The organism is Bacillus sp. EB106-08-02-XG196 (genome assembly GCF_013396335.1).
Lineage (GTDB): Bacteria > Bacillota > Bacilli > Bacillales > Cytobacillaceae > Neobacillus.
In genome coordinates this window covers 395,724-412,061 of record NZ_JABWSY010000001.1, presented here as the reverse complement: position 1 = coordinate 412,061, position 16,338 = coordinate 395,724, and the positions used below count along the sequence as shown (strand labels likewise).

Sequence of the window (16,338 nt, the reverse complement as noted above, 5' to 3'; positions counted from 1 at the left end):
CTTTTTGTTTTGCCTTACCAATCATATTCTCCTTCCTTCTTTACATCAGTTTTTGAAAAATAAAGAGGAGAATACGCTTTGATGAAGGTCACGGAACCTTCGTTTAAAAATCCTGCTGCAAAGGTTGGGTCCTGTGTCTGCCATTTTCCGTTTATCTTTATTTCATTCCAAGCATGACCCTCCCCAAAAACCACTTTTGCTTCAATTCCAACTGCACGATGCAGGGCAGCGTTCAGTCTTGAGTATCCCATGCACATTGCCAATTTAGAATTAAGCACCTCAAGGGCGTCGGGATGATCCAGATAAAAATATTCGTCACTGATTAAAGTATCAACATCATAGGTAATATTTTGTGCGACCCAAGTGAAGATTGCTCTTGATTGTTCCGAAGTACTATTCTTTCCTGCAGTTAAATTTTTCGCAAGATCTATGATTTGAGGGTCCTCGCTCTGAATGGGCTTACTAGGCAGCAGGAATGGACTTTCCTCAGCAAGCTCAATCAAGGTGTTGGCAAATGCATTCCGGTACGGATTGATATCGGTTCTAACCACACTTATCTTTGAGGTTAGAGGTCCCACGAGATTAATTGTAGTCGGTAAAACCCCTAATGCAACGACAATCATAAATAGAAGCAAAAAAACTTTTCTCAACCCTCTAATCCTCCTTCCGTTTAAATACTAAAAATCAAGTATAAAACTAATAATAATTTTAATTTTCTAATAATTCAAATTAAAAGCTCGAATAATGATATATTTATGTATAATCGCTACTAATCTGTCAAAAATGGTACTATTTAATTAAGGATATCTATACATAGAGGAAGAGAGGGCGAGAGCTGATGACAGAAGCAATTGGTCGGAATGAACCTTGTCCATGCGGGAGTGGCAAAAAGTATAAAAAGTGTTGTGGCGCTAAGGAAGCTGTGTCGATTACACATGTTATTGAAAGTGAAATTGATGACTTGCAAAAGAAACTGCTTCACTTTGCTCTTAATCATTTTGAAGTGGAAATATTTAAGGGCTTTGAGGAATATCAAGATTACTTTGATATTGAAGAGGACGAGCGCCAGTTTTATGAATTTGTTTTCACGATCTGGTTTTCACTGTTTACCACATTGGAAGATGGGGAAACCATTTTAGAACACTTTATTTCATCAGAGGTTGGGAAAATTAAACGTCCAAAATTAAAACAGATCCTTCAGTCCTGGACCGAAGCGAGAACAATTGCAGGTGAAATCGTAAGTGTTGATAATAATTCACTTATAGTGGCAGATGGATTTTCCTCTGAAAAATTTGAGGCAATTTTAACAAATACACAAAAACCATTTAAAGCAGGATCCTTCTTTATCGGATTCCTTCTGCCATTTGATCAAAAGTATGTCTTTTTCCCAGCGCCGTTTGATTTGCCGGAATTACCAGTCAATCAAGCAATTGGCTTTATAGAACAAAAAAGTAGAGAGGCTGATTATCATTCACGGCAGGAGTTTTTAACTGGTTTTTTTATGGAGATAATGAAAGACCTAACTATGGTTGGCGGTATGGTGGATATTGATAGTTTGGAGTGGCAGAAGCCAATATTCAAGGAAGTGGCAGAGCTATTAAAGATAAACCTGGAATCATTAGATGAAACGCCCTCAACGCTAGATATAGGAATTATACTTTGGTTTAAATTTTGTGAGAAAAAGCAAAAAAATATTAGAAAGCCGAATCTATATGCGGCCTCTATGCATTATTTACTCACGTTGTTTAATCATATGGTTTCCCCGATAACGCAAAAGGAAGCCGCTAAATTGTATGGTGTATCTGTTGGCTCCCTTTCTTCTACATATGCTGAATTGGATGATGAATTAGAGGAAGATATTAGAACCATTATTGAAATGTCATATGAAGAAGAAAGTGAAAACCAAGTAGCTGCGATGCCATTCCATTCGCTGCAGGGACCAATGCCGACGGAACAAGCCATGCAGGAAGTATTGGCGGAAATCCAAGGTGGTAATTTTGAATCAGTCGATGAAATAAATGAATTTTTGAATAAGAAGTTATTGAATCCGGGTCCTAGAAGAGAACCGAAAACGAACAAAGAACGTGCCCAGCAGTTGATATATGACGCAATGGAAGTAAAAGGTGCCAAACGTTATAAACTTGCAGAAGAAGCTCTAAACTTAGATTCGAACTGTGTTGATGCTTATGTTATTCTTGCAGAAAATGCATCAACCCCTGAAGAAGCTATGGTGCTATCTAAAAAAGGAATGGAAATTGGGAAAAAGGAGCTTGGAAAAGCGTTTTTCAAGGAAAACAAAGGTCATTTTTGGGGGCTGCTTGAAACAAGACCTTACATGCGTGCCAAAGCAAATTATGCAGAAACTCTTTATGAATTGGAACTAGAGATAGTGGCTATAAGAGAATGCGAAGAACTCCTTGAACTTAATCCAAATGATAACCAAGGTATTCGATATAGGTTGTTTCCTGTTTATTTGGAAACAGGTAATTTGGTAAAAGCAGAAAAGTTGTTGGAACAGTATGAAGAGTCAGCAGCACATGGACTATATAATAAGCTTTTACTCGAATTATATAAAAATGGTTTTAGTGCAAAAGCTGTTAAGATGTTAAAGGATGCAAAGAAGGAAAACGGTTATGTAGTTCCATACCTTACAGGAAAAAGACATATTCCTATGTATCTTCCCGACCATCACGGCTGGGGAGATGAAAACGAAGCAATCATCTATGCGGACGAGCATCTTCCCTTATGGGAGAAGATAGATGGTTTACAGGAGTGGCTGAAGAAGCATTAGTCGAGAGGGGGAATCCTCTCGATTTTTTTTAGGTGGAATAGGAAGGGCTCAATTAAGTTGTGGCTGGAGTGACCGAAGTTTGATTGGAAAAGGGATTTGGGTCAATGCAGAGGTGCTGGAGTGACCGAAGTTTGATTGGAAAAGGGATTTGGGTCAATGCAGAGCTGCTGGAGTGACCGTATGTTGATTGGAAAAGGGATTTGGGTCAATGCAGAGGTACTGGAGTGACCGTAGGTTGATTGGAAAAGGGATTTGGGTCAATGCAGAACTGCTGGAGTGACCGAAGTTCGATTGGAAAAGTGTTTTGGGTCAATGCAGAGGAGCTGGAGTGACCGAAAGCTAATTGGAAATGTATTTTGGGTCAATGCAGAAAAACTGGAGCGACAGAAAACCTAATTACCAAAAGCTTTTGGGTAACTAAAGGGTTCTTAGCGACCGAATACATATGGATAGGAATTACGGTAACTATAGGAGCTTCATAGTGGCCCAAAACTGAAAATAACCCAAGTTATCCCCGTACTAAAAGAGGTTATTTTAAAATGATGCCGAAATATGGAAGTAAGATGTTGGATAAAGAAGAGGAGAAATACAAACACAGTAAATAGTTCAAAGAAGTTATAGAGTGACGATTCGAATTACATGGGGGGAAGGGGAATGCAAAGGATTATTTTTTGTATTGTTTTATTTTTAACAAGTTTTTCAATTGGAAGTATTCAAGTCGAGGCGACAAGCTGGGTGGTCCTAGAACCGCAAGAAGTTGTTAGTAGAGCTGAGGTTGTAGTACTAGGAAAATACGACTTTTCAAGCAAGCCTGTCCCAGGAGGAGGGCAATCCATATTTGATGGTATTAAGTTTGAGGTAATAAAGGTTTACAAAGGTGAAAACATACCATCCACCATTACGGCGGGAATCGATAATTTCGACAATGGCTGGGTAGATGAATTCCAACAGCAAGGCGGAGAGATGCTGCTTTTTTTAGAAAAAAAGGACCCAAACTTTCTAACACCAGTGGGCGGACCAAATGGAATGATTCAAATTAACAATGGGCAGGTTATACATCCTGTAGAAAAAATTAGAACCTTTTACGATAACTACCTGAAAGAGGAACCTAAAGAATCCGTTACGGAAGAAATAAATCAGGAGGTAAGTAATGATAAAATTCAGATAGAAGAAAAACATACATTTCCATTGCAGACTTTACTGTCAGTATTAGTAGTTTTGTCAATCATACTTTTCGGAGTCATTCGTTTTAGAAAAAGAAATTAAAGGAAGAGGGTCGGCAATTTGCCGACCCTCCAACTTAACTTATTTCCCTGCTCCATGGCAGTTTTTATATTTCTTCCCGCTTCCACAATAACATTGATCATTGCGGCCAATGTCGATTTGGTTTACTTTTGGTTTTTTCTTCACGGCTTCTCCGTCTTCCTTCGGATTAACTGCCTGACCTTTTGCGACTTCTTGACGCTCAAGATTATTTCTGATTTCAGCCTTCATGATATACATAGAAGCTTCATCTTCAATCGAGAGAATCATCGCCTCAAACATCGCGAAGCCTTCATGCTGGTATTCGCGAAGCGGATCAATCTGTCCATAAGCACGTAAATGAATACCTTGACGAAGCTGGTCCATTGCATCGATGTGGTCGATCCATTTGCTATCAACCGCACGCAGCGTAACGACTTTTTCAAATTCGCGCATTTGCTCTGGAGAAAGAATTTGTTCTTTTTCGCTGTAACGTTCCTTCACCTTCGCAAAAATAGCTTCGCTTATTTCCTCTGGATCCTTACCGTGTAATTGCTCTACTGTAATGTCACCTTCATGAAGCAGGTTTGCATTTACAAAATCGATAATACCCTGCAAATTCCATTCTTCTTCATCCTCATGCTTATTCGCATGGGCATCGACATTTCGCTGGATCGTTGAAAGAATCATTTTTTCTACAATTTCACGCAGGTTTTCTGATTCTAACACTTCGTCACGCTGTGTATAAATGATTTCACGCTGCTGGCGAAGCACATCATCATATTGTAAAAGCTGTTTACGGGCATCGAAGTTATTGCCCTCAACACGTTTTTGTGCAGATTCAACGGCTCTAGAGACCATCTTACTTTGAATAGGCTGAGAATCATCCATACCCAGTTTTTCCATCATCGCTTTCATGTTGTCTGAACCAAAGCGGCGCATTAGTTCATCCTCCATCGATAAGTAGAACTGGGTTACCCCAGGGTCTCCTTGACGTCCGGAACGTCCACGCAGCTGGTTATCAATCCGTCGGCTTTCGTGACGCTCTGTTCCTATAACGGCAAGACCGCCTAAGTCAATAACACCTTCACCAAGCTTGATGTCCGTACCACGTCCTGCCATGTTGGTTGCGATCGTTACAGAGCCTTTATGACCTGCTTCAGCAATAATTTCAGCTTCGCGTTCATGATTTTTCGCGTTCAAGACATTATGCTTGACCCCTTTTTTCGACAAGTACTTCGAGATCAGTTCAGATGTTTCGATTGCTACCGTACCAACAAGAACAGGCTGACCCTTTTGATTGCGTTCAGCAATATCCTCGACAACAGCACGGAATTTACCATCCATAGAGGAATAAATTAAATCGGGACGATCATCACGTGCGATCGGTCTATTGGTCGGAATCACAATAACATTCATATTATAAATGTTACGGAATTCTTCTTCTTCCGTTTTCGCCGTACCCGTCATACCTGCAAGCTTTTCGTACATTCTAAAATAGTTTTGGAAGGTGATCGTAGCCATTGTCATACTTTCGTTTTGAACTTCCAAACCTTCTTTTGCTTCAATTGCCTGATGTAAACCTTCACTATAGCGGCGGCCCTTCATTAAACGACCGGTAAACTGGTCAACGATGATGATTTCACCATCTTGAACAACATAGTCAATATCAAGGTGCATGCTGACATTTGCCTTCAGGGCCTGGTTAATATGATGATTCAACGTAACATGTGACATATCAAAAAGATTCTCTATTCCAAAAGCACGCTCTGATTTACTGATTCCTTCCTCAGTCAGCATTACGCCTTTTGTTTTCTCATCATAGGTATAATCCGTATCTTTTGTCAGTGTTCGAACAAATGCATTTGCTTGAATATAAAGAACTGCCGACTTTTGAGCAGACCCTGAGATAATCAATGGGGTACGCGCTTCATCGATTAAAATGGAGTCAACCTCGTCAATAACCGCATAAAAAAGTGGCTTCTGTACTTTTTGTTCCTTATATAAGACCATGTTATCGCGCAAATAATCGAAGCCAAACTCATTGTTTGTACCATATGTAATGTCACAGGCATAGGCTTCCTGTTTTTCTTCCTTAGACATGCTGTTTAAGTTTAAACCAACCGTTAGTCCTAGAAATTGATAAAGTTGTCCCATTTCGTTGGCGTCACGGCTTGCCAAGTATTCGTTGACTGTAACAACGTGGACACCTTTTCCAGAAAGGGCATTCAAATAAACCGGCATAGTAGCGGTTAACGTTTTACCTTCACCAGTCTTCATCTCCGAGATATTCCCCTCGTGGAGAGAAATCCCTCCCATTAACTGAACATGGTACGGATATAAGCCGAGCACCCGGCGGGCACCTTCACGTACGACTGCAAAGGCTTCTACGAGTAAATCATCTAGTGATTCACCTTTTTGATAGCGAAGCTTAAACTCTTCTGTTTTCTCACGGAGCTGTTCGTCGCTAAGGTTTTCCGTTTCAGCAGCTAGTACGTCAATTTGTTTCGCCATTTTGTCCAGCCGTTTCAGCTCGCGCTTATTGAGGTCGAACACTTTATTTAAAATCCCCATCATATGATGAAACGCTCCTTTATATCTGATTTATCCTACTAAGAAAATTCGCTTTAAGTTTAAGAAAATCCTATCAAAATACACGATAAATATCCTTTATATCTTACCACTTCCATTTTAGAGTGACAACATTGTTACCGTTTTAGCCATATTTACAAAAAAGTGAATCTTCGAAACCTAGCAGTTCACTAAAATCTCCTATTTCAAAATTGTCTAATATTTGTATGCAACCGTAATTCAAGTTTTGAGATGAATATGCAATTTATTTGAATGAATATGTGATATTTTGTATAAAAATTAATCCTTGTGCTGGTTTCTAACTTGGTTAGATTGTTAACTAAACTCTTAATTATCAACGTTCACATGTTGTTTTTAGGAAGAAAGGCTCACGGTTGGATTATGAAAAATTATTCACAAATTGTACATTGGAAAATACTTTAGCAATGTTAGATACTACCATTAGAGAGGTTAAACTTAGATTAATATAGAGAGAAAAATTCAATATGGGAAGGGTGAGTCAAGTGGCTTTTTGGGGGAAGAAAGATAAAGAGAAACCCGAATCTAGAGAGAGTAAAAAGAAGCCTGGACTTTTTCGCAGACTCTGGCAGAAATTTAGAAACATAGACTGGAAGGATCCAGTAAATAGGTGGAAAGCATTATTTGTCGCCCTAATCGGGTCTATTGTCATTTTTGGGGGAGGATACGGAGTTCTTTCCTTTACGAACTCGCCATCATTCTGTTCCAGCTGTCATGAGATGGCTCCAGAGGTTACAACGTTCACAGCAAGCGCTCACAGTGAAATCACCTGTGTACAGTGCCACATCAAACCTGGGTTTGTAAACATGATTACCCACAAAGTGATTTCATTAAAAGAAGTATATCACCACGTAATGGGAATACCGGAACAAATCGTTCAAACCGAGCATGAAGCGGTTTCAGATGAAAACTGTTTACAGTGTCACTCCAAGAACCGTTTAGTTACCGCATCAAAAGACTTAATTGTTAACCACAAAGGACATATCGAAGAAGGCGTTCCATGTATCAGCTGTCACTCCGGTGTAGCACATGCGAAAATCGCAGCTCGTGGAATCAATACAGAAGAAGTTCGAGGTCATTGGACAGATGATGTAGCACAGCAAATGATGGAACAAAAATACCTAGCACCAAACATGGGAACCTGTATTGACTGTCACGATAAAGTAAACAACGGCGAAAAGCCTTGGAAAGATGTTGCTTACCTCGTCCCGCCAAATCCAGATCATTTAGAAGAGGCTGCGAAAGAGGAAGCAAAGAGTACTACCAGTGAGGTAAAGCATGATGCAACAACTGAGAAAGAAGCCGCAGAAGCAGTTGCAGCACATACCGAAAAAACACAAGCGATTATTTTAGAGGCAGTTGGAAAGCAAACGAAAGATGTGAAGCTTTCTATGGCATGCGAAACTTGCCATCAAAGAGTGAAAGTTCCAGAAAATCATAGAGTTGCAAACTGGGGCGGCGAACACGGTGGTACAGCCCTTCAGGAGCTAGACACATGTGTAGACTGTCACCAGGATTCTAAATGGATTCGAGATATTCCTAAGGAAGACCTAATGTCTATGTTAAAAATGGCTGAGGTTAAAGAAGAGGATAAAGAACACAAATATACAGCGAATATCAACGTTGTAAGAGAACAATCTCGTATCAATAAGTTCTGTAGCGCCTGTCACGGCGAACGCCCTGAAAGCCACGTGGAAAGTGATGTTTGGTTAACTGCCCACGCAGATAAAGCACAAACTCCTGACATGAAAGCAGAATGCTTCGTCTGTCACGATCGTGAAGAGCCAAAAGCAGGTTCGACAGAAGTTACAGCACCAACAGATGTATATTGCCAATACTGTCATAGAACTGGCTTTAAAGACGATGTAAAGAAATAATCAAACTTTAAAAACAGGAGGGTCGCTTTTATGGAAGAGGAGCACAAAGAGCTGCCGGCCCCTCCCCGTTTCCGTAACCGAATATTTAAAATTATGACTCTTACAGTGTTGTTTTTAGGCATGTTCTTCTTCGTAAGTTTTGCAGGCCTAAAAGGAACATCAAGCTCTGAGTTTTGTGCATCCTGTCATGAAATGAAACCAGAGTTCTATACATGGAAAGCGTCCTCTCACAGCGAGGTGGACTGCGTTAGTTGTCATATCGAACCGGGGTTAGAAAACCTAGCAAAAAGTAAAGCCGAAGGGGTAGTCGAGCTTTATAAAAAAACAACAAAAACCTATACAGCACCCATTCGAATGCCTGATGAAATACCAGACAGCGCATGTGAAACCTGTCATAACGTATCAGCACGTGAGGTTACACCTTCCGGGGATCTCATCATCCCCCATGATAAACATAAAACCGAAGGCGTTGAATGTATTCAGTGTCATAGTGGCACAGCCCATGGTAAAATCGCGGACCGGAAAATGACCTTCCAAGCCGACTATGCAAAATGGGATGAAAAGGTCGGAACCGCAGCAATGGCTGAAATCGAGTGGATTCGTCCAGATATGGATACCTGTATGGAATGTCATAAAGCGCGGAAAGTCACAACAGAATGTACAGCCTGTCATACAACTGGAATGGTTCCGGAAAGCCACAAAAAAGGAGATTTCAAATTAAGTACGCATGGTAAACAAGCTAGTACTGATTTAAAAGATTGTAATCAGTGTCATAAAGATATGTCATCAGAACCATTAAGTGATTTTGAAGAAGTTTCAACTTTAACAAAATACCTAAACAATAATAAAGAGCAGGTAAAGAAAAAAACACATTATGACTATGCAAAAGCGAACACTTATTGTAGAGATTGCCATAGCCAGCGTCCACAAAGTCACGGAAGTTATTTCTTAAAGGAACACGGTGAATTAGCAACCCAAAACAAGGAAAAGTGCCTGGCTTGTCATGAAATACAGAGATCTAGTAACTCAGCTATTACCCAGGTTGCCTGCGGTACTTGTCATCCAAGCAGTCATACAAGGAATAAGGAATGGCGCAAAAGACACCCTATTCCAGTTTCGGCTAATCAAAAATTAACAGAGTCCTGCTTCAGGTGTCACTCTGAAACTACCTGTAAAGCATGTCATCAAGATGAAAAAGATCCAGAATAGAAACACGGAGGAGGGATCATATGCAAAATCAAGAAGCCTCACTTAATAAAGGGAAAGAAGTTAGCCAAGAGACCGAGAAAAAAGGAAAAAAAGTAAAGAAGCCTAAAAAGGAAAAATTCAATTGGTGGCAGACTCTATTAATCTTATTTGTGACTTTAGGAATCTCGGTTGGAGCAGGCTATTATGTTAGTGATAAATATTTCTGGTCAGACATTGATCAAAATCAGTTGAAAAAACAATTTGAGCACTACAAGAATCAAGTTGACGCCCAGCCAAATGATCCGAAGCACCGAGTAAATCTTGGGTATAGTTATTTCTTATTAGGAAAGAACGATGAAGCAATTAAACAATTTAAAGTAGCCTTAGATTTAGATAAAAACTATTACGATGCGTATTTAAACCTAGGTATTGTTTATCTTGATGAGGAAAGGCTCGATGAGGGATTAAAAATGGCCTCCAAGGCAGCTGACATAGCGCCAAGAGATTACAAAAGCCAATTACTAAGAGGCACTGCCTACCGCAAACTTAAAATGTACGAAGAAGCAATTGAAACCCTAAGTAAGGCAAATGAGCTAATGCCTGGAAATACGGATATTATCACAGAACTCGGTAAAGTAGCTGAAGATCAAGGTGATAAAAAGAATGCAGAGGAGCTCTTTAAAGAAGCGTTAAACTATGATCCTCTTTACAAACCAGCCATTGAGGGCCTTGATAGAGTTGCTGCAAAATAATCAGAACAACACCTAAAGGGGTTGAAACTTGTGAAAAAAAGAAATGTTTATATTTTGAGTAGTCTAATCGTGTTACTCACGGTTGCTGCTTTTATCCTTATTTATTTTCTGAACTTACAGGATAAAGTAAAGGTTGCTAATCCAATTGACCTTGATGGTGCACCTGTGTTCAGCCATTTGATTTATGGTGATTTTGACAACGCATTAGACAAGCCAATGGATGCTGCAAAAATTGGTGAGTTTTTATACGTGTCTGATACAAACAACAAACAAGTACAAGTCTTTGACACATCCGGAACCTTCATTTTCAAATTCGGAAAAGAGGGTGACGGGGAAGGCGAATTTATGTTCCCGTACGGTATCACTGGAGATAAAAAGGGTAACATTTACGTCGCTGATCTATATAACGGAAATATCTCTATCTTTGATAAAAAAGGTAAATTTATTTCATACTTCAAGGAAGCAGATACAAAAAATCCAGTTATCAAGTCTCCCGGTGGTATACGAATCTTTGATGAGAAGCTATATGCTACTGATATTGAACAGCACAAGGTTTTTATCTTTGATTTAAAAGGAAAGAAGTTGCAGGAGATTGGAACTCCAGGTACTGAAGATGGGCAATTACGTGCACCAAATGCTGTAACCGTTGATAGAGACGACAACATCTATGTAGCCGACTCTGGTAATCAAAGAATACAGATTTTCACGAAAGATGGTAAATATTTAAGAAATGTTAATGGTTCAAAGGATGGTACTGGGTCTTCCGTTTTCGTAAACCCACGAGGAATTGCAGTGGATTCCCGAGGTATCTTATACGTTGTAAATAACTTAACTCACTTCGTTTACGGATTCAATGATAAGGGAGAAAAAGTATTCGAATTTGGCGGTATGGGAGATGCAAATGAGCAATTCTACCTGCCAAACGGTTTATTCGTAGATCAAGACGACCAAGTCTATATTACAGATACATTAAACCAAAGAGTTGTAGTTTACCGCTAATTAATAAAAATTTCTTAAGTAAAAAAGTAAATGTGAAACTAGCATTCTCTGTTTGAACAAAATCTACCTTTAAGGAGGTGGTGCCTCAAAGAGATAGCAGAATAGAGTAGACGCATAGTAAGAAACCAAAAAGAGAGAAAAAAAGAGAGAAGAAGTACTTAGGGAGGTTTTAAGAATGAGTAAAATGAAAATTAGCGTTTCTACCTTACTAATGATCATCGTTATGAGTTTGTTTAGTATGGTAGCATTCGCTGCTGCTCCAGCTGCTCCAACAGGGCTAGATGCATCAATCACAGGTAAAAATGAGATGCGTGCTACATGGACTAGAGTTGGAACTGAAGCAACAGTTAAAGAATATAAGGTTTATGTAAACGATGTATTGAAAACTACTGTAACTCAAACTACAGATGCAAGTAAGATTACAGTTCTTAATGCTTATGTTCCGGTTGGAACAGAACTTGCTGTAAATGAAAAAGCTACATTTACTGTTAAGGTATCTGCTGTAAACGCAGCTGGTGAGGAGTCAGCTTTAACACAAGCTACACCTCTAACTGTAGTTTTAGGTTCCAATGGAATACTTACAGTAGTTGCAACAGATGCTGACAAAGACAATGACATCAACAACGTTAACCAATCTGGTGTTGGTGTTGGTGGACAAAACGTAAACACTGGTGTTCTTAAGTCTAACGACATGGTTGATAACCATGGAGATGTAGGCTCTCAAAGAACTCACGGTGAATACCAAAACAACACAAACTCTTGTGCAAGCTGTCACCAAACGCACACTGCGGCATCTAAGAGCTTATTGTTTAAAGATGGCGTATACAGCACATGTACTGCATGTCATGATGGTACATTAGGTTTCTACAACGTATTTGGAAATGGCGACAAAGCTTCTTCTGCTGGTACTTTCGGCGGAACTCATGACGGTAACATGTCAGCTCACATGGCTGACGGCGCTGTGAAAATTAAAGCTGCTCCTGGTGGAAATCCAAACGGAACAGGCACATGGGATAAAGAATTCAACTGTGCAAGCTGTCACAGCCCACATGGTTCTTATTCTGACCGTTTATTACACTACAATCCAAACAACATGGCTGCTTCTACACCTGCTGAAGGCGGTATCAAAGCTGGTGGATATAAAGCAGACACTAAAGTTGCAGTACTTCCTTTTGCTTCAAAAGAAACCGGAACTACAAGATTCATCGGTGTAAAAGGTACTAAAACTGAACTTGGTTTAACAGCTGCAAAATATGACTTCATCCCTGCTGATGATGTAGTTGTTATGATTTATGAAAAAGCACCTGGAAAAACTTCATACTCTAAGACTGATACTCCATGGATGTATGGCTATCCAACTCGTGGAACTACAGGAAATAACCATTACTACTATTCTCGTTTCTTTACAAAAGATCCAACTACAGCTGGATTCTTAAATACTAATGGTACCTACCCAACTGCAAATGCTGCAGACGTAATTGACCATTACGATTATCTCGATGAATCTGCTCACTTAAAATATGCTTATGGTTTAGTTTACGGAGAAGTTGGAAGCCAGGTTGATAAAATAACCTTCGCTGAAGTTTCTCGTGCATATGTTGTTAAGTTAGACTTAATGCCAATCTTAGATCCTTCGAAAGATTTAGTAAACGTTGGAAAATTAGATGCTGGTGAAGAATTAACATTTGGCACTGTAAAAATTACAACTGTTAACCAACGTGCTCTTTACGCTGGTGAAACAAATCCACTTTCTGTAAACATTAAAGATCGTTGGGGTATTGCAACTCCTGGTACTGACAAAGTATCTGGATGGGGTATTGCAATGTCTGGCTACTGTTCTTCTTGTCACACTGATTACTTAGCTTCTTCAAGCAATCAAGTTGCTGGTACTGAAGGAGAAGGAACATTTGATAAGGCATTCCGCCATACAACAACTTCTGACTCTTACACTTGCGTACGCTGTCACTTTGCACATGGAACTGACGTTGAAGTTATGACTGACGCACACTTACGAAATAAAGCTGAAGTTGCAACAGATCTTAAAGCTTACAACACTGCATTAACAGATGCTGAAGCAGCTACACTTGCAAATGATTACTTGTTAGACAAAGGTGCATCTTCTGCCCTTAAGCGTTTCACTAACATGGCTGTTTGTTGGTCTTGTCATACAAGCTCAAAAGCTGAACAGTTAAAGAACACTGATTCCTATAAGTATAACGATGGCGATGCTATGTATGATCCACGTGGCATTCCAGCTACAGAAGGTAAGCAAAACTGGCCAGCAAATTAAAAAAGCTACCAAATAGCCCCACTATTTGATAGCCCCGAAAAGAATATTTAAGTTTTAAGATAACAGCCTTGACTTATTGTCAGGCTGTTATCTTATTTCTATTTTAAGATAAGTTCACAAATTCGTCAATTATTCACTTCACGAAATTGTCAAATATTCCTCACATTTTATCTATTCAAATAAAGGTTGATAAGGACTATATTCATATTAATAACGTTTAGATATTTATATTATTATATTTAATTTTTATTTTTTAAATCTGTGACTTACTTCACTCTATTACTATTAATCCATCTCCAAGCTTATTTATAATAATTTGTTTCTAAAAGGAAAAGAAAAGGATGAGTATTTTATGAAGAGACTCAGCTTAAAACATATTATCGCCAGTAACGTATTCCTTCTAATTTTATCTATCCTTTTTGTATTGCCTATTCAAATTGTGGAATCAGCTAGTGAAAGCTTGACTTTAGAAATTACAACTCCACAAAACAATACATCTCATAAAACGCCTACTGTTACTTTTAATGGGACCGTAAATAATGGGACATCACCTATCTCGGAAATAACTCTAATTCCATTTGTAGACGGTCAAGAAGGTTTGCCTATTAATATTTCCACTGAAGGTAATTGGAGCTTCGATTCCCTATTTACTGATGGGCTTCACAATGTTTCATTTAAAGCTACTGTCCCAAACGGATTACCAGTTGAAAAAACAATATCCATTATTGTCGATACAACTAGACCTATTATCAAAAGTATCATGATAGTTCCACCAGGAATTACTGATGCAAAATATTATTTACCAGTAGAGGATATGACCGGAGTACCTTTAGATTCTAAAATACTTGTAACTGTTGAAGAGAGTAACACATTAGATATAAACGGTCTTCTTTCTGGTATTTCGAAGAACGGAACCTCAATACAATTTGTAGAAGATGAAAATAGTACTTTCCCAAACAGAAATGATAAAGGAGAATATGAAATTTTATATAAACCTGCAGAATTATTAGTAAAAAGCTCCACATATCACGTTTATGTAAATCCTTTTTCTAATGACACTGCTGGAAATTTCTTTTATCCAAAATACTTTAAATTTTCAACAACAAGTAACGAAAACCCAGAAGATGCACATGGTAAACAAATGGGTAATACCCAGGCATGTGCGAACTGTCATAGTACTCACATTTCAAATAATAAAAGTTTACAAGGTGGTAAATATGGGGAAGTGTCAGCAACAAATTATTGCATGGCGTGCCACGATGGGACATCAGGTGCACCTGTCATCCAAGATTTTAAGTCGCACAAGCATAAGAATATTGGAGAGAAAACTGACACATGTACCAGTTGTCATAACCCACATCTTTCCTGGTCAAATGAAAATCCGAATCGGCTAAAAGATCATTTTGTTATTGACCACGTTGCTACTGATACGAAACCAGCAAGAAAGATTGATAGTGATGTAGAATTATGCGAGTCTTGTCATGAACAAGATGATCCAGCAATGGATAATCTAAAATCTCACTACAGAGTTCTATCATATAAAAAGTCTATTACTGCAACTGGATCTGTTGAAGATTTCACACTTTGCTTTAGTTGCCATGATGGTAAAAAAGGAAGCGACATTGTTTCATTTTATTCTAAACCTGAATTTATCTCGAAATCTGGACACAACATAAGTGCAATTGACGGTAGCACTCTAAATGGTCAGATGCCTTGTGCTGATTGTCATGTCACTCATGGATCGGATAACATTAAAGGTCTAAAGAAAAAACTCGGTCACGCCAATAGCAATGAGGAATATCTCACAACTAGCATTGATTGGACAGAATATGATGAGAGACAATTTTGTTTAAAATGTCATAATAACAAAAATGAAATGTATGGAAATAAAGTTGGCTTGTCTACAAAAGATAAGAATGGTAAAGACATTCCAGAACATATTCCTTCCCATGAGACTGCTTGCTCATTTTGTCATGGAACGGGTTCTGACTTTATAGAGCAGTCCAGAAGTGCAGCCCATGCTCCAATAAAATTAGAAACAATCCTAATCCAAGGGTCAATTAGTTCAACAAGTGAACAACAACAAAGTACATCAAATGGTACTATAATTCCTAGCCAGTTCCCTACAGCAACAGAGCCAAGTACCCCTTAAAAAATCGAGAGGTCTTCCCTCTCGATTATTTTTATATTGGCTCGCTATTTCTAATTACACCTCTAATACTGCTTATTAAACTATACAAGGCAGTATTTACGTTTGTTGCAACTGAAGTTAGGTTACCAACCCATGGCTATTGAGAATACTGATAAAGAATGCCAAGCCTGTTATAAAGAACCTGTTCATGTAAAATTACGCTCAGGATGCAAGACCTGTAACTACAATGAGAAAAAAGACTTGTTAGTCAAAATAGAAAAACTCAAATAAGCAATAGAAACGAGATGCGGCCGTCCTCTCGTTTTTATGTGGATAAGTTTGATTAGTTTTTGAGATTCAATGTCCACTTGTAGATAACTCCTGTTAACATGTAGATATGTGGATAAAATTTTAAGAAAATTTAAAAATTTTGTAGATAACTTTACTTATCCACATAC

10 protein-coding genes are annotated in these 16,338 nt (G+C 38.7%); 8 read left to right on the top strand and 2 right to left on the bottom strand.

Going from position 1 to position 16,338, the window contains the following annotated elements; all coding sequences use genetic code 11:
• Nucleotides 1-14: 14 nt before the first annotated feature.
• Complete coding sequence (locus MLOOGBEN_RS01990) at nucleotides 15-650, bottom strand: transglutaminase domain-containing protein (protein ID WP_179156577.1); 636 nt, start codon at nucleotides 648-650, stop codon at nucleotides 15-17.
• Between the two features lie 188 nt (nucleotides 651-838).
• Here MLOOGBEN_RS01990 and MLOOGBEN_RS01985 point away from each other — a divergent pair, with 188 nt between their 5' ends.
• Both MLOOGBEN_RS01985 and MLOOGBEN_RS01980 read left to right on the top strand, forming a co-directional pair.
• Nucleotides 839-2,791 carry a tetratricopeptide repeat protein gene (locus MLOOGBEN_RS01985; protein WP_179156576.1) on the top strand — a complete coding sequence of 651 codons (1,953 nt, stop codon included), beginning with the start codon at nucleotides 839-841 and terminating at the stop codon, nucleotides 2,789-2,791.
• A gap of 654 nt (nucleotides 2,792-3,445) precedes the next feature.
• Nucleotides 3,446-4,057, top strand: coding sequence for a hypothetical protein (locus MLOOGBEN_RS01980; RefSeq protein WP_179156575.1), 612 nt, complete (start codon nucleotides 3,446-3,448; stop codon nucleotides 4,055-4,057).
• Between the two features lie 39 nt (nucleotides 4,058-4,096).
• Here MLOOGBEN_RS01980 and secA read toward each other — a convergent pair whose 3' ends face one another.
• Nucleotides 4,097-6,610 (bottom strand): preprotein translocase subunit SecA, encoded by a 2,514-nt coding sequence (gene secA / locus MLOOGBEN_RS01975; protein WP_179156574.1) that lies wholly within the window; start codon nucleotides 6,608-6,610, stop codon nucleotides 4,097-4,099.
• A gap of 509 nt (nucleotides 6,611-7,119) precedes the next feature.
• Between secA and MLOOGBEN_RS01970 the strand changes: the two genes are divergently transcribed.
• The 6 genes from MLOOGBEN_RS01970 (at nucleotide 7,120) to MLOOGBEN_RS01945 (ending at nucleotide 15,901) form a co-directional block, all read left to right on the top strand.
• On the top strand, nucleotides 7,120-8,520 hold the full coding sequence (locus MLOOGBEN_RS01970) for a NapC/NirT family cytochrome c (RefSeq protein ID WP_368737740.1): 1,401 nt from the start codon (nucleotides 7,120-7,122) through the stop codon (nucleotides 8,518-8,520).
• A 30-nt stretch (nucleotides 8,521-8,550) separates the two neighbouring features.
• Nucleotides 8,551-9,729, top strand: a complete 1,179-nt coding sequence (locus MLOOGBEN_RS01965) for a NapC/NirT family cytochrome c (RefSeq protein ID WP_179156572.1) — start codon at nucleotides 8,551-8,553, stop codon at nucleotides 9,727-9,729.
• 20 nt (nucleotides 9,730-9,749) lie between these two features.
• On the top strand, nucleotides 9,750-10,460 hold the full coding sequence (locus tag MLOOGBEN_RS01960; RefSeq protein ID WP_179156571.1) for a tetratricopeptide repeat protein: 711 nt from the start codon (nucleotides 9,750-9,752) through the stop codon (nucleotides 10,458-10,460).
• Between the two features lie 30 nt (nucleotides 10,461-10,490).
• Entirely contained in the window at nucleotides 10,491-11,459 is a 969-nt protein-coding gene (locus MLOOGBEN_RS01955) for a 6-bladed beta-propeller (protein WP_179156570.1), read from the top strand.
• 184 nt (nucleotides 11,460-11,643) lie between these two features.
• Entirely contained in the window at nucleotides 11,644-13,749 is a 2,106-nt protein-coding gene (locus MLOOGBEN_RS01950; protein ID WP_179156569.1) for a cytochrome c3 family protein, read from the top strand.
• 352 nt (nucleotides 13,750-14,101) lie between these two features.
• Complete coding sequence (locus MLOOGBEN_RS01945) at nucleotides 14,102-15,901, top strand: cytochrome c3 family protein (RefSeq protein ID WP_179156568.1); 1,800 nt, start codon at nucleotides 14,102-14,104, stop codon at nucleotides 15,899-15,901.
• Nucleotides 15,902-16,338: the final 437 nt, after the last annotated feature.